Genomic DNA, 20710 nt, shown 5'->3' on the forward strand with positions numbered 1-20710 from the left:
ATAATAGACAATAAGCTTAAGGTAGCGCCTGTTCTCCCGGTTCAACGAATCGAACTCGTTCTAATTTTAGCCTCAACCCTTTCAAAAAGCCTGGTTAGCCGGGGTGCCAAGTAGTCTAGACTCATGCTATACCTAAAACGTAACCTCATCTTCATATACGCTCAAGGTGCGCGCTTTAGCGATGGTGAGAAAATCAAAAGGACGCATTTAGCTGATCGAATGGACTCTATCGTATGTCGATTCGGAAAATAAGCGAATTTGAATTTAGTCAAAGGATTGCACAGGAGCATGACGCTAAATGAGTGGATCGACCCGGTTAAGTAAGTTTTCAAGCTGCAAAGGTTTGTGTTCAGTCGCCGTTCTGGGTGGCCTGCTGGTTGGAAGCATTCCTCATGAGGCTTTTGCATTTGGCTTCGATAATGTCGCTAGAAAGGCAGAGGAGCTAGCCCAGCAGGGCTACCGAGCCCCGGAAACATCTCTGCCTGATGAGCTGCGTGAGCTCAGCTATACGGAGTATTCGCAAATACAGTTCAAGCGAGATCGCGATGTGTGGAGCGGTAAAGGCGCACCGTTCACCCTGAGCTTTATCCATGAGGGTATGCATTATGACAGTGCCATCCAATTAAACAGCGTTGATCAGGAGGGCGGGGTACATGGCTTTGCCTATAATCCCGACGACTTTACCTACGGTGATTTAGGTATCTCCGAGGCAGTGAAGAATAGCGATGGCCTTGGCATTGCCGGTGTCAGGATCAACCATGCACTCAATGAAGGTGATCGCAAAGATGAGGTGATGGTCTTTCTGGGGGCTAGCTATTTTCGCGCTATTGGCGAAGGGCAGGTTTATGGGCTTTCCGGGCGAGGACTTGCCGTTGATACAGGGCTACCTTCGGGCGAGGAGTTCCCTCGCTTCACTGAAATGTGGATCGTCGAACCTGGCCCGGAAAGCCAGTACTTGACTATTTTCGCCCTGCTTGACTCACCTAGCGTGGCCGGTGCCTACCGCTTCGTGCTACGCCCCGGAGACGACACCCTGGTAGACGTACAATCGCGCCTATACTTGCGCCGGGCTGTCGAGAAGCTTGGGATAGCGCCGCTCACCAGCATGTATCTTTACGGCCCAGAGCAGCCCTCTTCGACACAACACTATATCCCAGCAATCCATGATTCTAATGGCCTTTTGATCAATGATGCGCAGAATGGCTGGCTGTGGCGCCCGCTAGCCAATCCGGCCAGATTGATGATGAATAGGCATGCAACACCTCAGTTACGCGGTTATGGCTTGATGCAGCGTGGCCACAATTTTAGCGATTATCAGGATATTGCCGCACGTTATGATCTGCGCCCAAGCGCCTGGGTCGAGCCACAAAACGAATGGGGGGCGGGTAGCGTTGAGCTGATTCAGATTCCGACTGACAACGAGACCAACGATAATATCGTCTCGATGTGGCTGTCTGATGAACCCCATGAGCCGGGAAAACCGCTGGCATTCGATTACCGTATTACGTTCACAACCAATGAAAGCCGCCACCTTGATCCTCAGCTTGCCTGGGTTGAAGAAACACGTCGCTCACGGGGAGAGGTGATGCGCGATAACCTGGTGCGCGAGCCCGACGGGACACTCGCTTTTGTCCTCGATTTTATCGGGCCCTCGCTTTCCGGTATCGGCAGCGATGCAAATATGACCGTTGAGGCAAGCGTGGGCGATAATGGAGAATTGGCGACTAGCCGCGTTGTTCATAACCCAGCGACCAACGGTTGGCGTGTATTTGTCAATGTGAAGCGGAATAATGGCAGCCAGCCCTTGGATATCAGGGCCAAGCTAATGCTCGATGGCAAGCAAATGTCCGAAACCTGGTACTACAGGCTGCCTGCTAATGGCTGAAATGATGTCTTCATCGCAGGCAACGCCAACGGATATTTATTTAGAGCGCTTGGCGTTGGAGACCCAGAATCGTAAGGAGCGCTACAAGTTACTGGTCGGTGATCTTGATAAGCACGACATGGCGTCGCTACACGCTGCGTTGAGCGAGGATAGTGATGGGGATGGTAATTGGCAGAGAGGTGACAATAGTGATCCTGCAGCGCTGTCAGTAGGTCGGCGCCTGGCGCTTGCCTATGCAGAGCCGCCGCTAGCGCCGCCAGACGTGCTGTCTACGGACACCTCCGGTATTACCCGCCTGCAAACTGCGCCACCGATGAAGCGAACGCCGTTGGCGCCCCAGCAGTGGTCGACCAATCCTTTCGTGAATATTGGTCGCCGCTTCAAGCGCTGGGCAAATGGTGATTTTCGTCGGCGCAGAAGAGAGTCACCCTCCGCGTCCTGGAAGTGGGTCGCCACTAGGCGACGCTGGGTTTTGCTAGTGCTGATTTTCGGTCAAAGTATCATCGCTGCCAATCAGATGCGTACCGTCCTCCCTGGCCAGGGCCTGCAGTGGCTTGAGATAGCTATCCTGTCGTTATTTGTGTTGCTATTCGCCTGGGTATCCGCCGGGTTTTGGACTGCCTTGATGGGGTTTTTCCAGCTATTACGAAGCCATGACCGCTACGCCATTGACAACGAGGTGGGCGACGAGCCGATTGATGATGAGGCACGCACAGCACTATTGGTGCCAATCTGTAACGAGGATGTTGCCAGGGTCTTTGCCGGGGTGCGCGCCACCCTGGAATCCCTGCGCAGTACGGGTAATGACCGGCATTTCGACATCTTTATTCTGAGCGATACGTCCGACCCCGATATTGCCATTCAAGAAACCTATGCCTGGCTGGTGTTGTGTCGTGATCTGGATGCTTTCGGTCAGGTTTTCTATCGCCGCCGCCAGCGTCGAGTCAAACGCAAGAGCGGTAATCTTGACGATTTTTGCCGCCGCTGGGGGGCGCTCTATCGTTATATGGTGGTGTTGGACGCCGATAGTGTCATGAGCGGCAAATGCCTGACGCGACTGGTGCAAATGATGGAGGTGCACTCCAGGGTCGGCATTATCCAAACAGCGCCACGCGCTTCGGGGCGCCTCAATCTGTACGCTCGGATGCAACAGTTTGCGACACGAGTGTATGGACCGCTGTTTACTGCCGGGCTCCATTTTTGGCAATTGGGTGAGTCGCATTACTGGGGCCATAACGCGATCATTCGCCTCGCCCCGTTTATGCAGCACTGCATCCTGGCGCCACTGCCCGGTAAAGGCTCGATGTCTGGGGAGATACTATCCCATGATTTTGTTGAGGCGGCGCTGATGCGGCGAGCCGGTTGGGGGGTATGGATTGCCTACAAATTGGAAGGCAGCTTTGAAGAAATGCCACCTAACCTGCTCGATGAACTCAATCGCGACAGACGCTGGTGCCACGGAAATTTGATGAACTTCCGGCTGTTTTTCTCGCAAGGCATCCACCCCGTCCACCGTGCCGTTTTCCTGACCGGTTTAATGTCTTATCTTTCCGCGCCGCTATGGTGTCTTTTTTTAGTGCTTTCGACCGCGCTTTTAGCAGTGCATACCTTTAGCACGCCCGACTACTTTCCTGAGCCGGGAATGTTGTTTCCTGTTTGGCCACAATGGAATCCAACCTTAGCGGTGGGGTTGTTTGGTGTGACGGCGTTACTGCTGTTCTTGCCTAAGCTACTCAGCGTATTGCTGGTGTGGATACAGGGGAGTCGTCAATTTGGCGGGCCTCTCAAGGTATTGGAAAGTATGATTCTCGAGTCGCTATTCTCGATGCTATTAGCGCCGGTAAGGATGCTGTTTCACACCCGCTTTGTACTGACGTCATTGATGGGGTGGGCGGTTCAATGGCGCTCACCATCACGTGAAAATAGCGACACGACGTGGGGGGATGCGTTCCGCGCACATTGGAGTCAAACCCTAATAGGGGCTGTGTGGGCAGCGGGTGTTTACGTTATGGAGCCTACATTTCTGTGGTGGCTCTCGCCCATCGTCGTCGCTTTGATGCTGTCTATCCCGGTATCGGCACTGTCGAGCCGTGTCTCGTTAGGGTGGTTCTGCTTTCAAAAGCGGCTTTTCCGGATCCCCGAAGAAACACAGCCGCCCCGTGTGCTGCGGCGCATGGTGAGGTTGCTTTCCCACATGAATACCGGAATGGCGGCGCCGTCTTTTGCCCAAATGGTGGTAGATCCTGTGCCGAATGCGTTGGCTACTGCTTTAGGCACATCACGGCATACCGATGCCGAGCCAATACGCCAACGTCGGGCCGAGCGGGTTGCACGCGGAGTCAGGATGGGGCCTGCGGCAATGAGTAAGCTGGAGCGTTTGGATTTTCTAGATGACCCGGTGATGATGTCGCAACTGCACTACCACATTTGGGAAGACAGCAAGGCACATCACAGTTGGTTTGACTGTGGTCTGCCAGGCCGTGAATCCAAGCACCTCCCAACCTTTAACTAGGCAGACGCTCTTTTTTAGCTACTCTCGCATTTAATCAGGCCGGCTGAGAGGCTGGCTTGTATTTGCCGCTATTCACTGACTCGCTCATAACGTTTTCGCACTGAGCGTTTGCGATGGGCTCTCTCCGAACTGCTGCTTGTAGTCGTGGGCGAACTGTCCCAAGTGCCAAAAACCCCAGTAGGTGGCTATTTCCGTGACCGATTGTTGCGGAGATGCCGCCCGCAGCGCCCGGCGCACGCGGTTCAGCCGGGTCAGGCGTAAGAACTGTAGCGGGCTGATGCCCAGGATGGTGGTGAAGCTGTACTGCAGTGTGCGGCGGCTAACGTGGGTAAGCTGACAAAGCTCCTCCATCGTCACGGGGCCTTCCAGATGCTCATCCACGTAGCGCTTGACGCGATCAACCACTTCCTTGCGATGGGCATAGCTGGGTGGCAGCTCAGCACTGGGCTGCTTGACCTGCAATAACTCCAGTAGCGCCATCAGCAGAATGTCTTGATGGATATGGCTGGCGATGGACAGCGTCTGACTGTTGAGTAGACGTTCAATGAGGAACGACACGGCGCGCAGGGTGTCACCGGCCGCCTGGCGACGGGGCATGGCGTGCCAGTGTGTATCCAGGCTGACCCCCTGCCGCTTGGCCGCCGCCGTCAAGGCGGGCAACTGGATCACCAGCCCATAGATGTCGAATCCTTCTGGTGTCACCAGTTCAAAATCACGTCCACCCGGGCGGCACATCACCTCGCCCGCACTGAGCGCTTGTCCATTGATGCGCGAGCCTTGATGGGTAGTGGGAATACCGATCCACAGCGACTCAGGCCATACCCGGCAGTCCTGACGTAGCGCTTGCCCGGTATGCTCCTTGAAGACCTGCATGGTTTCCAGTGCCACCTCATCCAGCCGCCCGTAGAAACTCCCTGGGCTGAGTTGATCGTACTCCTGTTGCCATCGCGTCAGGTTCTGCGCGTGCTCATCGGCATCAAAGGCCTCTTGAATGCACCTTGTTGGTGCAAATGAGCTGTCGAGCGTGGTCATGAAGCGCTCCTCGCAGTGATAAGTTGGCTAATCATAATTTATGTAACGCCTTAACTTTTTGTATTTACTTGAGTAAAGCGAAAGTTAGTGAGTTTGCCAAAACTTGATACTCCCTCTCTATTGATAACGCTATGGTGGAAACAAGCAAGTTTTGTACTTCAGCGCGATGTCAACGCGATCAACAACAGCCATCGTAATAAAAAAGGATAGCCCCATGGCGCAGACCTATCACACGACGGTGGGGAGTCGCAGCTATCGCTTTGCAAGCCTGGCAGAGCTGATGGCTAAAGCCACGCCGCCCCGTTCAGGCGACCGTTTGGCCGGAGTAATGGCGGAGAGTGCCGAAGAGAGGGTGGTCGCCCAGATGGTACTCGCCGAGCTCCCGCTTACCACTTTTTTGAATGAAGCCCTGATTCCATACGAAGAGGATGAGATCACTCGGCTGATTATCGATGACCATGACTCCGACGCTTTCGCCCCCCTCCGTCACCTCACCGTCGGCGATTTTCGTAACTGGTTGCTCTCCGACCACGCTACCAGTGAGGTGTTAGCAGAAGTAAAAACGGGGATTACCCCCGAAATGGCCGCTGCCGTCAGCAAGCTGATGCGCAATCAGGATTTGATTCTGGTGGCCAAGAAGTGCCGGGTCACCACCGCTTTTCGCAACACAATTGGCCTGCCGGGGCGGCTTTCCACTCGGCTTCAGCCCAATCACCCCACCGATGATGTGACCGGCATTGCGGCCAGCATTCTGGACGGCCTGCTCTACGGCAGTGGCGACGCGGTGATTGGCATCAACCCAGCGACGGATAACGTTGCCCAGAGCGTCAAGCTGATGCGCTTGATGGATGAAGTGATCCAGAAGTATCAAATCCCCACCCAGTCCTGCGTGCTTACCCACGTAACGAATACGCTGGAAGCCATAGAGCAGGGTGCCCCGGTCGATCTGGTCTTCCAGTCGATCGGCGGCACTGAGGCCACCAACCGCAGCTTTGGCTTCGACTTGAGCACCCTGGCCGAAGCCGAAGCGGCGGCGCAGTCGCTCAATCGCGGTACGGTGGGGCGCAACGTGATGTATTTCGAAACCGGCCAGGGCAGCTCGCTTTCTGCCGACGCTCACCACGGGCTCGACCAGCAAACCTGTGAAGCCCGCGCCTACGCCGTTGCACGCAAGTTCAAGCCCTTGCTGGTGAATACCGTGGTGGGTTTTATTGGCCCAGAGTACCTGTTCGATGGCAAGGAGATCACCCGTGCAGGCCTTGAAGACCACTTCTGCGGCAAGCTATTGGGCGTGCCCATGGGCTGCGATGTCTGCTACACCAATCACGCCGAAGCCGACCAGAATGATATGGATAACCTGCTCACGCTGCTCGGCGTGGCGGGCTGCAACTTCATTATGGGTATCCCAGGCTCTGACGACATCATGCTCAACTACCAGACGACTTCGTTTCACGACGCGCTCTATGCACGGCGGGTACTGGGGCTGAAGGCCGCGCCGGAGTTTGAGCGCTGGCTCGAAGAGATGCAGATTTTCCAGGATGTTAGCACCCACCGGCTCAATGACCAGCTGCCCGCCGCCTTTGCCAACAGCCTGCGCCACCTGCCCAAGGAGCCTCGCCATGGCACATGATCCATCATCACCCATCGTGGTGGAGAACCCCTGGGAGCGGCTGAATGCCTTTACCGACGCGCGAATTGGCCTGGGCCGCGCTGGGGTCAGCCTGCCGACCAGCAAATTGCTGGCGTTTCAGTTGGCTCACGCCCAAGCACAGGATGCGGTTCACTGTCCGCTGGATGTAGCAGCGCTGGCCTCCGAGCTGACCCAAGCCCTCGATTTGTCTGAGGCACCGCTGCGCCTGCACAGCCATGCCCAGGATCGTGCCATGTACCTGCAGCGGCCCGACTATGGCCGTCGCCTTAACGACGAGACCCGTGAGCACCTGCAGAAAGCTGCCGCGTCCCAGCAGCGCTATGACCTTGCGATCGTCGTGGTCGATGGGCTTTCTGCGTTGGCTGTACAGCAAAACAGTGCTCCGTTTCTTGGCGCGCTTTATCAGATGCTGAGCAGCGATGCTGCTGATTGGCAGCTAGCACCACTGACGCTTGTCGAGCAGGGGCGGGTGGCGATTGGCGACGAAATTGGCGCACTGCTCAATGCCGACGCCGTGCTTGTCATGATCGGCGAACGACCGGGGCTGAGTTCGCCGGATAGCTTGGGGTTGTATATGACTTGGGCGCCCGAGCCGGGGCTCAAGGACGATCGACGCAACTGCATTTCCAATGTGCGTCCGGCAGGTTTGCAGGTGGAAGAGGCCGCCAGACGCTTCTTTCTGCTGTTAAAAGAGGCCCATCAGCGCAAATTGTCGGGCGTTAAGTTGAAAGACCGCAGTGAAGACGATGTGCTGGAAGGTGACTCAGCATCAGGCTCGACGCGTAACTTCCTGGTGGCGGATTAACGTCACCCAAAAAGCGACAACCTATAACAACGATCACACAACAAAATGGAACAACGTTGGTAAACCACAGCACGCCGCTGACGACGATTTCGTTCCACACTGAAAGGGCAAAACGATGACACAACCAACGATAGATCAAGCGTACCTGGCAAAACGCCAACTGCGCAAAGGCACCGCTGGCTGGATGCTGCTGGCGGGCCTCGGGGTTTCCTACGTAATTTCCGGTGATTTCGCCGGGTGGAACTTTGGTATTGCTGAAGCTGGCTGGGGTGGCTTTGCGATAGCCGCGTGTCTAATGGCGTTAATGTATCTGGCGCTGGTGCTGTCACTTGCCGAAATGTCGGCGGCGATACCCGCGGCTGGGGGCGGATACAGCTTTGCCCGCCAGGCAATGGGGCCTGCTGGCGGCTATCTGACCGGGTTGGCCGTATTGATCGAGTATGCCCTGGCGCCAGCGGCCATTGTGATCTTCATTGGCGCCGCCGTAGAGTCGTTGCTGGGTATCAACGGCCCGCTGGTCTACCTCATTTTCTACGCGCTGTTCATCGGTATTCACCTGGCGGGCGTGGGGGAAGCGCTAAAAGTCATGATGGTCATCAGTGGCTTGGCAGTGTTTGCCATCCTGGCCACCGCCGTCGCACTGATCGGTGATTTTGATGCCGCCAACCTGTTTGATATTGCTCCCACCGATGCGGCAGGTGCGAGCACCTTTATGCCGTTTGGTTGGTACGGCGTCTGGGCGGCACTACCCTTTGGTATGTGGCTGTTCCTGGCGGTAGAAGGCGTACCGCTTGCGGCCGAAGAGGCTAAAGATCCTGCCCGGGACATGCCCAGAGGCATCATCGGCGCGATGTTGTTCCTGCTCTTCACAGCGCTGTTGGTCGTGGTGCTGCTGGCCGGTGCCGCGGGCGCCGAGATGATCGGTCAAAGCGGCGTGCCGCTGGTGGATGCGCTGAATGCAGCGGGCAATCCGACCTTGGCAACCGTGGTGAACGTGCTGGGCCTGGCGGGGCTGATTGCTTCCTTCTTTTCGATCATCTACGGCTATAGCCGGTTGGTCTTTGCGCTTTCACGGGCGGGGTACCTCCCCAAGGCGCTGTCGCTGACCAGTGGCCGTAAAGTGCCTTATCTTGCCCTGATCGTGCCCGGCGTGTTTGGCTTTCTGGTGTCGTTGAGCGGTGAAGGCGACCTGATGCTGGGCATGGCCGTGGTCGGTGCGACGATCTCTTATGCGCTCATGGCACTCAGCCATATTCTACTGCGGGTAAAACAACCCGACCTGCCGCGTCCGTATAAAACGCCTGGCGGTGTCGTTACCTCGGGGATTGCACTGGTGCTTTCCCTGGTTGCGCTCACCGGGGTATACGCCTTCGACCCACGCGCCTTTAACTACACTATCGTGCTGTTCATTGTTGGCGCAGCCTACTTCTTCCTCTACAGCAAGAATCACCTCGTAGCGAAAACCGCCGAGGAGGAGTTTGCGTTGGTGGTCGCGTCACCTGAAGAGTTGGAGAGCAGTGATTCAGACCCAGCGGTCACGACGGCGAAGCTGTAATTTGCAAGCGTAATCACCTAGGCTGACCAAGCCTCTTTGCCCTGCGGCAAAGAGGCTTTTTTGGCTGATGACAAGGAGTAAGCATGGCGTTGACATTTGATAGCCCCAACGAGCAGCCGCGCTGGTACGCGGTGGATGATGGCGTAATGGGCGGTGTTTCACAGAGCACGTTTAGCGTTACTGACAACGAAGGTCGCTTTCAGGGCGAGGTGTCGCTTGAAAACGGTGGTGGCTTTGCCTCCGTTCGCCGCGAGCCCAATGGGTTCGAGCCAACGCTAGCGGATGCCCAGGGCATAGAGCTGACCGTGCGGGGCGACGGACGTACCTATCAACTGCGCTTGAAAAGCACCTCCCTTGGCAATGCCTCAGCGTACCGAGTGAAATTTACGCCTTCTCAAGATGCCTGGGAGACGCTGTACTTCTCATGGGATGCTTTTGAAGCGGTGAGGCGGGGAACGCTATTGAGTGACGCCCCGGCAGTAACGCCAAGCGAGATTCACCAACTTGGCTTTTTAATCGCTGACCGCACCGCGGGGCCTTTTTGCTTACGGCTCAAACGTATTGCGGCAGTGCGCTAAACTGGGGCTACCCAACCAAGGTCGTCTCGCATGTAGTTTGCCGTTAGGCAACGCTAGCGCAAATCAACAGGAGCCCAGCCCGTGAAGCACTCGCCTGCGTACCGCTTAGCGACGACGATTTTGCATGGCTTTGATGAGTACCGTGCACGTTTTAAGGAAATTACCGCCGATGCCAGCCGTCGTTTCCGTGACGCGGCGTGGCGCGAAACGCAGCAGGCATCCGCCGAGCGCATCAATCTCTATAAGGAAAAGATTGATGACACTCTGGGGCGCTTAAAGCGTACCTTTGATCCCGAGGTGGTGTCTCACTGCGAGTGCTGGCGCGAGGCGCGCAACCACTACGCTGAGTTGATCAGCCACCGACTCGATTATGAGCTCGCTGAAACCTTCTTTAACTCGCTGTTCTGCGCTATTTTCCATCATCGCCATATCCGCAACGACTGGATGTTTGTGTATAGCTCCCGGGAAGATGCCGCCCACCGCTCGGGAATTGACCTATGCCGTCGCAAACAGGTTAATGGCGACTGGCAGGCTGCCCTCAAATGGGCACTTATCGATGCCCCCTTCGAAAATCGCTTTGCGGAAATAGATCAGGATACTCATCTCGGCGCCACCTTCTTACAGCAGCACTTACCCACGGCGATTTTGAACGCCGGTGATGCTGAAATCGAGTTGCTGAATAGCGTCTTTTATCGCAATAAAGGCGCCTATTTGGTGGGGCGAATCCTGGGCGGCGGCGAGCAGGTGCCGCTGGTGCTGCCGGTACTCCATGGCGAAGGGTTTGGTGAGCAGCAGGGGGGCGACCCTTGCCTACACCTGGATACGGTACTGATCGAAACCGACGAGGTGTCGATTATTTTCTCCTTCACCCGCGCCTACTTCCAAGTTGAGGTAGCGGTACCCAGGGAGTTTGTCGATTACCTGCAGCAGCTGATGCCGCACAAACCGGAAGGCGAACTCTACGCTGCCATCGGCTTCTTCAAACATGGTAAAACCGAGTTTTTCCGGGCACTGAATCGTCAGGTGGCGAAGCGCGAGGATCAGTTTATTATCGCCCCAGGCGTGCGCGGCATGGTGATGGCGGTTTTTGTACTGCCTAGCTTTCGCACCGTCTTTAAAATCATTAAAGATAAATTCGACCCGGCCAAAGACGTGACCCACGCCGTAGTGCGAGAAAAGTATCGGCTAGTAAAGCGTCATGACCGGGTAGGGCGCATGGCCGATACTCAAGAATTCTCCAATTTTATTGTCCGCCAGGATCATTTTGCGCCGGAGTGCCTGGAGCACTTACTGGAAGTGGCTCCCTCAACCGTTGTGTTGAAAGACGATAAGGTGATTATCAAGCACTGCTATACCGAGCGGATGATGACGCCGCTGAACATCTACCTGGAACAGTGCAGCGACCAAGAGAAGGAGACGGTGCTTAAGGATTACGGCAATGCCATTAAGCAAATGGCCGCGGCGAACATCTTTCCTGGCGATATGCTGCTGAAAAATTTTGGCGTGACACGCCATGGAAGGGTGATCTTCTACGACTACGATGAAGTTTGCTACCTCACCGAGTGCCGTTTTCGGCATATACCCAAATCCCAGGGCAATGACTTCCAGGGGGGTGATACGTTATCTATCGGCCCTAACGATATTTTTCCTGAGGAGTTTGGGCCTTTTATGTTCGCTAATAAGATCCTACGCGACATGTTCATGGCGCAGCACCCCGAGCTATTTGACCCGGATTACTGGCTGGAACTGCAGCAGGCGATCATCGATGGCCGTGTCATCGACGTTTATCCTTACCGCAATAAGCAGCGTTTTGCGGGCAGTATTGGCCAGCTAGTATATTAGTGTCTTACTTAAGAAACAGTGAAACATAAACAACGAGGTCATCATGGCAGCAAGCCCGCATTTGGTGGTGTTTACCGGCTCGGGGATTAGTGCTGAGAGTGGTATCAAGACCTTCCGTGCCAGCGACGGCCTATGGGAAAACCATCCTGTCGAGGATGTTGCCACTCCCGAGGCGTGGCAACGTGACCCGCAGCAAGTGCTGGATTTTTACAATCAACGACGTGATCAGATCCGTCGTGCCAAGCCCAACGCGGCGCACAAGGCGCTAGCTGCCCTGGAGCAAGACGGCTTTAGCGTCAGTATCATTACCCAGAATATTGATGACCTTCATGAGCGTGCAGGCTCCCGCCATGTATTACATCTACACGGCGAGATTTTAAAAGCCCGTTCGTCAATCGATGAGCGCATGCGCTACCCGCTGCCGAAAGGTGGCATAGAACTGGGCAGCGTGTGCGACAAGGGCAGCCAACTGCGACCCGACGTGGTCTGGTTTGGCGAGTCGGTGCCGCTGTTTGCGGAGGCCTGTGACCTTGTTAGCCAGGCTGACTTTCTGCTGGTCGTTGGCACGTCGCTGGCAGTCATGCCTGCCGCTTCGCTGCTCTCGTACATTGACTACGACACGCCCTGCGCACTGGTCGACCCGGAGGCGGATATGCTCAGCCCGCCAGGGGTATTGGCAATTAACACCACCGCTGGAGAAGGCGTTCCAGCGTTGGTAAACCGCTGGAAGCAGCAGGGTAATCTACTGTTGTCTTGAAAATTCGAGACTGGATCGGCACAGCCTTCTGCGGGGGCGCTGTAAACCCGTCCATGGGCGCTACTTTTGTCTTCTGACCGCCATGGATGGCGGAAATGCCGGAATTGTTGGGAACATTTTCCGGTCATGACAAAAGACCCCCGCTACAGGCTGATCCCGATCTCGTGTTGAGTAATCATTGTGGCTTTATTGAGGCCTTAAGAACCACGCCTTCATTACATCGGTAATCTGGCTAATTTCCGCTTCAGAAGTAATGTAGGCGGGCATGGTATACAGCCAGCGGCCAATGGGGCGCAGCCATACGCCGCGCTCGCGGGCGAAGTCACCGACGCCTTTTAACGCTTCAGCGGAGTGGGCTTCGATCACGGCGGTGGCGCCGAGCACTCGAACGTCAGCCACGGCCGGATGTGCATTCAGCGCCTGATCTTCAAGTAGCTCACGCTGCAGCTGTTGGCTGAGCTTGGCAATTTTGCCCAGGTAATTCTCTTCCTCGAAGACGCGCAGGCTTTCCAGCGCCACCCGGCAGGCCAACGGGTTGCCCATAAAGGTAGGCCCGTGCATAAAGGCGTGCCGGGGAGTGTCGCCGATAAAGGCGTCGTGGACGCGATCCGTGGCGAGCGTTGCGGCGTGACCCAAATAGCCGCCGGTCAAGCCTTTGGAGAGCACCATAATATCCGGCGTTACGCCTGCGTGGTCAGCGGCAAACAGCTTGCCGGTGCGGCCAAAGCCAGTAGCGACTTCGTCAAAAATTAGCAGCACGCCAAACTCATCGCACAGTTCACGGGCGCCAGCAACGTAAGCTGGCGAGGTCATATTGAGCCCGCCAGCGGCTTGTAACAGCGGCTCCATCAGCAGGGCGGCGATCTCTTCATGGTGGCGCTCAAGTACGCTGCGCAGAGCGCTAAGGTCGTGCTCGACCTGTTCAGCGGTGGCATCAAAAGGAGCCGTAGGTGCCGGGGCGAAATGGTGCTGGGGGAGCAGGCTGGCAAACAGACTGTGCATGCCCTCTTCCGGATCGCACACTGCCATACAGCCGGTGGTGTCACCGTGGTAGGCCTTCATCAACGAGAGCATCTTTCGCTTGCCGGGGTGGCCGGTGAGTACCTGGTATTGAAGGGCCATTTTCATCGCCACTTCCATGCCCACCGAACCACTGTCTGAATAGAAAACGTGGTTCAGCCCGGCGGGGGTAATGCGCACCAGTTCACGAGCTAATTGATCGGCGGGCTCATGCGTCAAGCCGCCAAGCATCACGTGGCACAGCTCGCCTGCCTGTTCGCGAATGGCCGCCACCAAACGGGGGTGGCCATAGCCGTGAATCATGCACCACCAGGAGCAGGTGGCATCCAGCAGGCGTTCACCGCTCTCAAGCATAAAGTGAGCGCCCTCACCGCCAACCACCTTAGGTGCGGGTGTCTGGGTTTTTAGGTGAGCATAAGGGTGCCAAACTGGCGTTTTCATAACGGCTCCAGGGAAAGACAGGGGGCGGCAGTCGCGGCGTTGGGGGCCTCTAGATGGGGAATAATGCCTAAACAGGGAGCCGCCAGCTTGGCGTTTAGATGGGCAATATTGGCCTCAAAGCGGGCTGTGTCAGCCGCAAAAGCGGGGTCTACCACGCTGCCTGCCCAGCCGGCTAATACCAAGCCGTCGGCGCGAATGGCTTCTGCGGTTAAGCGGGCATGATTCAAGCAGCCCAGCTTTAGGCCAACCACCAGAATCACCGGTAGCTCAAGCGCCATCGCCAGGTCGGCAAAATCTTCCTGTTCGTTTAACGGTACGCGCCAGCCGCCGGCGCCTTCAATCAGAGTGATGTCTCTGGGTGTTTGGCTAAGCGTTTCGCGCAGCAAGCTAACGATGGTGCTAATCTCAAGCGGCTGACCCGCCTCTAACGCAGCGAGGTGAGGCGCAATGGCGGGGGCAAAGGCGATGGGATTCACCGTGGCGTAGTCGACCGGCGGCACGCTTTGATGCTGAAGGGCGAGAGCATCACTATTTTGCAGGCCTTCAGGCGTCGCTTGGCTGCCTGAGGCGATAGGTTTCAAGCCCAGCGTGCTCAACTGCTGTTGGCGGGCGGTATATAGCAATCCGCTGGTCACCAATGTTTTACCCGCATCGGTATCGGTGCCAGTCACAAACCAGACGTTCATAGCGATTTTTCCAATTGCAGCGTTAAGCAGTGGTAACTCACGGGTAGGCCTTCCGGTTGGCGGAGTTGTTCAAAGCGCGCTTGTGCGGCGGCGATGTCATTTCGACTAAGGCTGGCTTGTGGCCGGGCAATCTGGGCGCCGACACCTTTGATGGACGCCATTACCGCCTTCAAGTCAGGGTAATAGAAGCGCTCAACGGTGGCCGTCTGCCGGGTGATGGTTAAGCCGCTTTCGCCGATGGCTCTCTCGACGCTGGCGCGATCAGGCGTTTGCAGCAGCGCTTCGGGTCTCTGCCAGGCATGGCCAACTTCTTTTAACGTTCCTGGCAGCAGCGTCGTAATATGCGCCAATCCCCCGGGCGTGAGGACCCGGTAAAGCTGCTCCATCACCGCGCCAATGTCGGGGCACCACTGCACCGCCAGGTTGGAAAACACCAGATCAAATGCATGCTTACCAAACGGCAGTGCCGCGGCGTCTCCCGGTTGCCAATGAATGCTTTCACCGTGGTGCTGGCGGGCCTGTTCCAGCATGCCGGGGGCTAAATCTAACCCCGTTATACGAGCATTCGGGTAACGTTCAGCCAACCGCTGTGTCCAGTAGCCGGTACCACACCCCATATCCAACACGTTAAAAGCGTGTGGAGGTAACGAACCCCAAAGCTTCTCGCCTATGTGGCGTTGTGCTGTGGCTAACGCATCGTAGCGGGGAGCGGCCCGGGAGAAAGCGTGGGCGACCCGTGCCTGCCAGTTAACCTCAGCCTTCAGCGTTAGATCGTTCATAAAACCGCCGTACTGATGTCAGTCATCTGTCTGGCATGATGGCCAATCGTTGCTGCGAGTTCCTGGGGCTGCGAGAGCATCGGGCAGTGGCCGACATCGCTTAGGGGCTTGCTTACGCGGCGCTGGGCGGGGCTGATGAATGGATCATGGTCGCCGATGAGACGTACCACTGGGCAAGGGGGCGCCGCTAGGCGTGGGCGATTATCAATGGTTGCCAGCCAGTGTAGGCCGGTAGCCAAGGTGGGGCTGTCGGCAGGCGGTGTATCGCCCAATAAATCACGCAGTTGCCGGTGAACTTGCCGGGGGCCGGGCTCACCTTGGGTCTGCCAGCGCAAAAAGTGTTGCCAGGTCGCGGTGGGGTCGCGTTGAAAGGCGCGTTGGAAGGCGCTCAGCTCGTCGCTAGTGACGCCACCTTGGGCGTTGGCCTCGTCTTTGACACAGAACGTCTCCCCCGCACCGAGCAGAATCAGGCCCCGAGGTGGGGGAAGATATGCCAGTAGCGCCGTAGCAAGTAGCCCACCCAATGACCAGCCGACCCAGACCGCATCGCTGGCTAACGGCTCGGCCATAGTGTCGGCCAGCTCTTGCAGCGCCGCGTCGGCCTCAAGTGGCGGCGTATCGCCATAGCCGGGCCAATCCACCGCCTGGGCAGCTAGGCAGGCGGGCCAGTGCGCCTCAAGCGGCTGCCAAATACGCTGGTCGATTCCCCAGCCGGAGAGCAGGATTAAGCGCAGGGGCTGCATAACGCCTCTTGGTGCTGGCAGTGGTGGAGCGCGGCTAACAGTTGATCAATATCGTCGTGCTGATGGCGAGCGCTTAAAGTCACACGCAGACGGGATTCACCCTTGGGCACTGTTGGCGGTCTAATCGCCCCCACCTGTATACCCTTTTGCTGGAGATGTAATGCCCAGCCTAGGGTGCGCGTTTCATCGCCCAGGATCAGCGGCTGAATGGGGGTGGCCGAATCGCTGAGAGCTAGCCCCAGGTGCAGCGCCTCACGGCGAAAGTAAGCGATATTGGCGTTTAGCTGAGCGCGGCGTTCCGGTTCGCCCTGAACGATCTCCAGCGCTTTTAAAGTCGCGGCGGAGATGGCCGGAGGTTGGGCGGTGGTATAGACATAGCTGCGTGAAAACTGGATCAGGTGATCGATTAACTCGGTATCACCAGCAACAAACGCCCCGGCGGTGCCTAATGCTTTTCCTAACGTGCCGACAAGAATCGGCACGTCCTTACTACTCCAGGTGTTGCCCACGCAGCCGCTGGCATTGTCGCCTAGCACGCCTACGCCGTGGGCATCATCGATCATCAGCCAGGCGCTGTGCTGCTGACTGACTTCGACCAGCGTGGCAATATCGGCGATATCGCCATCCATACTGAAAACACCATCGCTGACCACGAGCTTATGCGCGCACTCACTGCGTGCCAGCAGGCTGTTCAGATCAATGGCATCGCGGTGATGAAAGCGCCGCGAGCGGGCACCGCTTAACGCGGCGCCATCAATTAGCGATGCGTGGTTGAGGCGATCCTGGAAAATAGCGGTATGGCGATCTGCCAGCGCTTGCAGCACGCCGAGATTGGCCATATAACCGGTAGAAAACAGCAGCGCACGTTCGCGGCCTGTCCAGCGTGCTAACGCTTCTTCCAGAGCGTCGTGAATCTCTAGATGACCGCTGACCAAGTGCGAAGCACCTGCACCCGCGCCAAACTGGCGCGCGCCTTCCGCCTGGGCTTCACACACGCGAGGGTCTAGGGTGAGGCCCAGGTAGTCGTTACCTGCAAAGTCGAGGGTATTGTTTTTGGCTACCTGACGAGTTCGCCAGCGCTCCGTCTGTTGACGATGAGCGCGGGCGTCGGCCAGACGCTGTTGCCACGCTTCAGACACTGGCGTCTACCGCCAGCTCGGCAACCCTTTCGGCGTGCACCTGCTGCTGTGCCTGTTGGGCAAGGCGTGCTGCTTGAGTATCTTCGCTTTCGCAGGTCTCGCGCTTCTCAGGGTGCAGGCCCAGCTTGGCAAACAGGGCACGGTCACGATCCACTTGGGGGTTGCCAGTGGTCAGCAGTTTGTCGCCATAGAAGATCGAGTTGGCACCGGCCAAAAACGCCAGCGCCTGGGTTGATTCGTTCATCTGCTCGCGGCCAGCGGAGAGCCGTACATGGCTTTGCGGCATCATAATGCGGGCGACCGCAATGGCGCGTATGAACTCGATGGGGTCTAAATCTTCAACATTTTCCAGCGGTGTGCCGGGCACTTTCACCAGCATATTAATCGGCACGGATTCAGGGTGCGGGGAGAGCTTGGCCAGCTGTTGCAACAGGGCGCTACGGTCTTTGGCATCTTCACCCATGCCGAGAATCCCGCCAGAGCAGACCTTCATGCCCGCATCGCGCACGTTGGTGAGCGTTTCCAGCCGGTCGCTGTAGGTGCGGGTGGTAATGATCTCGCCGTAGAACTCCGGCGAGGTATCCAGGTTGTGGTTGTAGTAATCGAGCCCTGCCGTGGCCAATCGACTGGCCTGTTCGCCGTCGACCATCCCCAGCGTCATGCAGGTTTCAAGGCCCACGGCTTTCACCTGACGAACCATCTCTTCGACCAGCAGTAGATCTTTATCCCGCGGGCTTCGCCAGGCGGCGCCCATGCAAAAACGGCTGGCACCTGCCTCTTTCGCTGCCTTGGCTTGTTCGACGACCTTTTCAATTTCCAGCAGCTTCTCTTTTTCCAGCTGAGTGTTGTAGTGGCCGGATTGGGGACAGTATTTGCAGTCTTCGGGGCAGGCGCCGGTCTTGATCGACAGCAGGGTAGAGACCTGCACCGCGTTAGCATCGAAGTGGGCACGGTGAACCTGCTGGGCTTGAAACAGCAGGTCATTGAACGGCAGCGCGAAAAGCGCGTTGATCTCATCCAGCGTCCAGTCGTGGCGCTGCGCATGAAGAAGCTGTTCGTGATGCACGGTCATGGTGTAAACCTTTTTACCTTTAATAGTTGACGAGACTTTAGCGGCGTTGCGCTTTGGGTGTCAACGTTGAATGTTTTTTAGGTTTACGGTGGTGGTGGAAACATTCGTCAAAAGATGATGCGCTCATTTATACTCTGCGCCCTTTTTCACATTCTGGAGCGTGGATGTCTGATGTTGATAGCTCTGTAGACGAGAGCTCTGTGAATCATGATTCAGCCGCTGAACATCCGCGTCCGCCGCGGCGCGAGTTCAAGGCGCGGGGCAGTTTTGTCACCCGCTGCGATAACTGTCAGCTCCCCGTACTGAATTGCCTGTGCCCCTATCAGGTGAAGGCGGAGAGCCATGCTCAGGTGTGGTTATTGACCCACCCCTTGGAGCATTACAAGCCAACCAACACCGGGCGTTTGATTGGTGATGTGATCACGACGACCCAAGTGTTTACCTGGTACCGCACGGCGCCGGATGCACAGCTGGCCGCGTTGTTGAAAGATCCTCTTTACGCGCCCTTTGTGATCTTTCCCGATGATCAGCCCGACTATGCGGACCGGGTGGTTGGCATAGACGCGGTGCATGCGGCGAAAGCGCAGGCGCGCATTCCGGTATTTATTATTCTGGATGGCACTTGGCGTCAGGCGCGGCGCATGTTCCGTAAAAGCGCTTATCTGGATGCTTTGCCCGTGCTGCCATTGAGAACCGAGCGCGAGACGCGCTACCGGCTGCGCAAACCGGCGTCAAAATCGCACCTTTGTACTGCGGAAGTGGCTATTGAGCTGCTGCGCCAGGGCGGGGATACGGTTGCTGCGGGCGTGCTGGATGACTACTTTGAGGTGTTTAACGATAGTTATGCGGCGAGCCGATTGCATCACAAAATCGACCCGCCTACTGCGGCGATGCGGCGCCTAGCCGCCAAACAGAGCACCGGCGATTCTGAATCCGGCCACCCAGGTGCCCACCGCGGAGCCTAGCGTGGCGAGAATAAACACCAGCAGGGTGCGCGATACACGGTTTTTCCACCAGCCTTTCAACTGCGTTACATCGTGGCGTAGCGATGAAAAATCGCGCACTTTGGGTTTGCGCATAAAGAGCTCAACCCCAGCGGCCACAAAGCCAGCGCCGATGGTGGGGTTCAGCGAGGTGAGCGGCGCGGCAAAGAAGGTGGCAATCACGGTCACCGGGTGCGCCATGGCGATAATCGTCGCACCGCCAGAGAGAATACCGTTAATCAAGAACCACTCAAGCACCAGTTGCCAGCCAAGGTCGGTGTTGCGTGAAAAGCCAATCGCAAAGCCGGTAAGCACCAACGCGGTAATCAGCCACGGCAGCGCTTTCCAAAGCTTGGACGGTGGCGGGGTGGCTTCCAGCGATTCGCGCTCTACTTTTGGCTCCGCGGGTAGCGGGGCTTCAAGATGTTCGCCGGTACCTTTGAGGTGGCCTGCGCCGAGCACCACTAACACGTGCTGGTAGCGCCCCGGCGGCGCGTCTTCGGCCAAACGCAGTGCCATATAGCGGTCGCGCTCGCGAATCAACGGTGTATAGAGCGCTTCGGATTCGGCGGCAAACTCGCTGAAGGTGGCCTCCAGCATATCGCCCTCTTTGAGCTTTTCGATGTCCTCTTTGGAGACATCCTGACGCGATAACACGCTGCCAAGCAGGCCTGAAAACAGCGAGAAGCGCTGCCACCAGGGCACATTGCTGTAAATGCGTTTCAGCGTTACGCCGACATCGCGGTCAACCAGCAACAGCGGCAGTTTCAGTCGGTTAGCTTCCTCAACTGCCGCACGCATTTCGGCCCCCGGCTGAATGCCGGATTGATCGGCAATCCGTTGCTGAAAGGCGCCCAGCGCCAGGCTTGCGGCCACCATGCCCGCTTTACCTTGTTTAAAGACTTGGAACAGATCCTGCTCGCCCAGTGCATCCGGGTTGGACATGCTGTGGTGGCGGGCGTCACATAACTCAATGGCCACTGCATCAAAGGCGCCGCTTGCTAACAGCGCATGCACGTCGTCGGCACTTTCCGCCGACACATGGGCCGTGCCCAGCAGCGTGTAGCGGGTTTCACCGACAGTGATTGTTTTTAACGGCCCGCTGGTGGCTGGCAGCGAAGTCGGTGTTTCAGCCAGCGACCCCGCTTCTGCGTTGGGCGTTTCGTCGTGAGATGTATCTTCGTGGTTCATTAACAGCTCTCAAATCGATCAATAAGGGGGCAGGCGTGA

Annotated in this window: 17 protein-coding genes; 9 read left to right on the forward strand and 8 right to left on the reverse strand. The window is 57.0% G+C overall.

Annotated features, from left to right (window positions below; genetic code table 11):
- The first annotated feature begins 298 nt into the window (after positions 1-298).
- Positions 299-1885 carry a glucan biosynthesis protein G gene (locus LMS44_RS02820; protein ID WP_278370831.1) on the forward strand — a complete coding sequence of 529 codons (1587 nt, stop codon included), beginning with the start codon at positions 299-301 and terminating at the stop codon, positions 1883-1885.
- Entirely contained in the window at positions 1878-4397 is a 2520-nt protein-coding gene (gene mdoH, locus LMS44_RS02825) for a glucans biosynthesis glucosyltransferase MdoH (protein ID WP_230804128.1), read from the forward strand. Before LMS44_RS02820 ends, mdoH begins: the two co-directional genes overlap by 8 nt.
- An 84-nt stretch (positions 4398-4481) precedes the next feature.
- Here mdoH and LMS44_RS02830 read toward each other — a convergent pair whose 3' ends face one another.
- On the reverse strand, positions 4482-5429 hold the full coding sequence (locus LMS44_RS02830) for a helix-turn-helix domain-containing protein (RefSeq protein ID WP_278370832.1): 948 nt from the start codon (positions 5427-5429) through the stop codon (positions 4482-4484).
- A 214-nt stretch (positions 5430-5643) separates the two neighbouring features.
- Between LMS44_RS02830 and LMS44_RS02835 the strand changes: the two genes are divergently transcribed.
- The 6 genes from LMS44_RS02835 (at position 5644) to LMS44_RS02860 (ending at position 12617) form a co-directional block, all read left to right on the forward strand.
- Positions 5644-7059: an ethanolamine ammonia-lyase subunit EutB gene (locus LMS44_RS02835; protein ID WP_278370833.1), complete on the forward strand. Its 1416-nt coding sequence runs from the start codon at positions 5644-5646 to the stop codon at positions 7057-7059.
- Positions 7049-7885: an ethanolamine ammonia-lyase subunit EutC gene (gene eutC / locus LMS44_RS02840; RefSeq protein ID WP_278370834.1), complete on the forward strand. Its 837-nt coding sequence runs from the start codon at positions 7049-7051 to the stop codon at positions 7883-7885. The genes LMS44_RS02835 and eutC overlap by 11 nt, the downstream gene beginning before the upstream one ends.
- A gap of 115 nt (positions 7886-8000) precedes the next feature.
- On the forward strand, positions 8001-9440 hold the full coding sequence (eat, locus tag LMS44_RS02845; protein ID WP_278370835.1) for an ethanolamine permease: 1440 nt from the start codon (positions 8001-8003) through the stop codon (positions 9438-9440).
- Between the two features lie 83 nt (positions 9441-9523).
- Positions 9524-10018 (forward strand): CIA30 family protein, encoded by a 495-nt coding sequence (locus LMS44_RS02850; RefSeq protein WP_278370836.1) that lies wholly within the window; start codon positions 9524-9526, stop codon positions 10016-10018.
- 81 nt (positions 10019-10099) lie between these two features.
- The gene (gene aceK, locus LMS44_RS02855) at positions 10100-11860 is read left to right on the forward strand and encodes a bifunctional isocitrate dehydrogenase kinase/phosphatase (protein ID WP_009288379.1); all 1761 of its coding nucleotides are present in this window, start codon (positions 10100-10102) and stop codon (positions 11858-11860) included.
- 43 nt (positions 11861-11903) lie between these two features.
- Positions 11904-12617, forward strand: coding sequence for an SIR2 family NAD-dependent protein deacylase (locus LMS44_RS02860; protein ID WP_278370838.1), 714 nt, complete (start codon positions 11904-11906; stop codon positions 12615-12617).
- 186 nt (positions 12618-12803) lie between these two features.
- Here LMS44_RS02860 and bioA read toward each other — a convergent pair whose 3' ends face one another.
- The 6 genes from bioA to bioB are packed head-to-tail and all read right to left on the reverse strand — an operon-like array spanning position 12804 to position 18497.
- Entirely contained in the window at positions 12804-14078 is a 1275-nt protein-coding gene (gene bioA / locus LMS44_RS02865; protein WP_278370839.1) for an adenosylmethionine--8-amino-7-oxononanoate transaminase, read from the reverse strand.
- A complete protein-coding gene (gene bioD / locus LMS44_RS02870) occupies positions 14075-14764 on the reverse strand; it encodes a dethiobiotin synthase (RefSeq protein ID WP_278370840.1) in 690 nt (229 codons plus the stop codon). Before bioD ends, bioA begins: the two co-directional genes overlap by 4 nt.
- Positions 14761-15543 carry a malonyl-ACP O-methyltransferase BioC gene (bioC, locus tag LMS44_RS02875; protein ID WP_159176031.1) on the reverse strand — a complete coding sequence of 261 codons (783 nt, stop codon included), beginning with the start codon at positions 15541-15543 and terminating at the stop codon, positions 14761-14763. The genes bioD and bioC overlap by 4 nt, the downstream gene beginning before the upstream one ends.
- Complete coding sequence (locus LMS44_RS02880) at positions 15540-16286, reverse strand: alpha/beta hydrolase family protein (protein WP_498946766.1); 747 nt, start codon at positions 16284-16286, stop codon at positions 15540-15542. The genes bioC and LMS44_RS02880 overlap by 4 nt, the downstream gene beginning before the upstream one ends.
- Positions 16268-17425 (reverse strand): 8-amino-7-oxononanoate synthase, encoded by a 1158-nt coding sequence (gene bioF / locus LMS44_RS02885; RefSeq protein ID WP_009288385.1) that lies wholly within the window; start codon positions 17423-17425, stop codon positions 16268-16270. The genes LMS44_RS02880 and bioF overlap by 19 nt, the downstream gene beginning before the upstream one ends.
- Positions 17418-18497, reverse strand: a complete 1080-nt coding sequence (bioB, locus tag LMS44_RS02890; protein WP_009288386.1) for a biotin synthase BioB — start codon at positions 18495-18497, stop codon at positions 17418-17420. The genes bioF and bioB overlap by 8 nt, the downstream gene beginning before the upstream one ends.
- Before the next feature lie 164 nt (positions 18498-18661).
- Here bioB and LMS44_RS02895 point away from each other — a divergent pair, with 164 nt between their 5' ends.
- On the forward strand, positions 18662-19462 hold the full coding sequence (locus LMS44_RS02895) for a tRNA-uridine aminocarboxypropyltransferase (protein ID WP_022520101.1): 801 nt from the start codon (positions 18662-18664) through the stop codon (positions 19460-19462).
- On the opposite strand, the gene LMS44_RS02900 is transcribed toward LMS44_RS02895, so the two are convergent.
- Complete coding sequence (locus tag LMS44_RS02900) at positions 19397-20671, reverse strand: TraB/GumN family protein (protein WP_278370843.1); 1275 nt, start codon at positions 20669-20671, stop codon at positions 19397-19399. The genes LMS44_RS02895 and LMS44_RS02900 overlap by 66 nt on opposite strands.
- Between the last annotated feature and the right edge of the window lie 39 nt (positions 20672-20710).

Origin of the sequence: Halomonas profundus (genome assembly GCF_020865425.1) — a bacterium.
In the GTDB taxonomy this organism is placed as follows: domain Bacteria; phylum Pseudomonadota; class Gammaproteobacteria; order Pseudomonadales; family Halomonadaceae; genus Vreelandella; species Vreelandella titanicae.

Excerpts from the sequence above, each read along its gene's own strand:
- LMS44_RS02895 (WP_022520101.1), top strand. The coding sequence starts at position 18,662 with ATGTCTGATGTTGATAGCTCTGTAGACGAGAGCTCTGTGAATCATGAT.
- bioC (WP_159176031.1), bottom strand. The coding sequence starts at position 15,543 with ATGAACGATCTAACGCTGAAGGCTGAGGTTAACTGGCAGGCACGGGTC.
- LMS44_RS02835 (WP_278370833.1), top strand. The coding sequence starts at position 5,644 with ATGGCGCAGACCTATCACACGACGGTGGGGAGTCGCAGCTATCGCTTT.
- bioB (WP_009288386.1), bottom strand. The coding sequence starts at position 18,497 with ATGACCGTGCATCACGAACAGCTTCTTCATGCGCAGCGCCACGACTGG.
- bioA (WP_278370839.1), bottom strand. The coding sequence starts at position 14,078 with ATGAAAACGCCAGTTTGGCACCCTTATGCTCACCTAAAAACCCAGACA.
- bioD (WP_278370840.1), bottom strand. The coding sequence starts at position 14,764 with ATGAACGTCTGGTTTGTGACTGGCACCGATACCGATGCGGGTAAAACA.
- LMS44_RS02900 (WP_278370843.1), bottom strand. The coding sequence starts at position 20,671 with ATGAACCACGAAGATACATCTCACGACGAAACGCCCAACGCAGAAGCG.
- eat (WP_278370835.1), top strand. The coding sequence starts at position 8,001 with ATGACACAACCAACGATAGATCAAGCGTACCTGGCAAAACGCCAACTG.
- LMS44_RS02830 (WP_278370832.1), bottom strand. The coding sequence starts at position 5,429 with ATGACCACGCTCGACAGCTCATTTGCACCAACAAGGTGCATTCAAGAG.
- mdoH (WP_230804128.1), top strand. The coding sequence starts at position 1,878 with ATGGCTGAAATGATGTCTTCATCGCAGGCAACGCCAACGGATATTTAT.
- LMS44_RS02850 (WP_278370836.1), top strand. The coding sequence starts at position 9,524 with ATGGCGTTGACATTTGATAGCCCCAACGAGCAGCCGCGCTGGTACGCG.
- LMS44_RS02820 (WP_278370831.1), top strand. The coding sequence starts at position 299 with ATGAGTGGATCGACCCGGTTAAGTAAGTTTTCAAGCTGCAAAGGTTTG.
- eutC (WP_278370834.1), top strand. The coding sequence starts at position 7,049 with ATGGCACATGATCCATCATCACCCATCGTGGTGGAGAACCCCTGGGAG.
- LMS44_RS02880 (WP_498946766.1), bottom strand. The coding sequence starts at position 16,286 with ATGCAGCCCCTGCGCTTAATCCTGCTCTCCGGCTGGGGAATCGACCAG.
- LMS44_RS02860 (WP_278370838.1), top strand. The coding sequence starts at position 11,904 with ATGGCAGCAAGCCCGCATTTGGTGGTGTTTACCGGCTCGGGGATTAGT.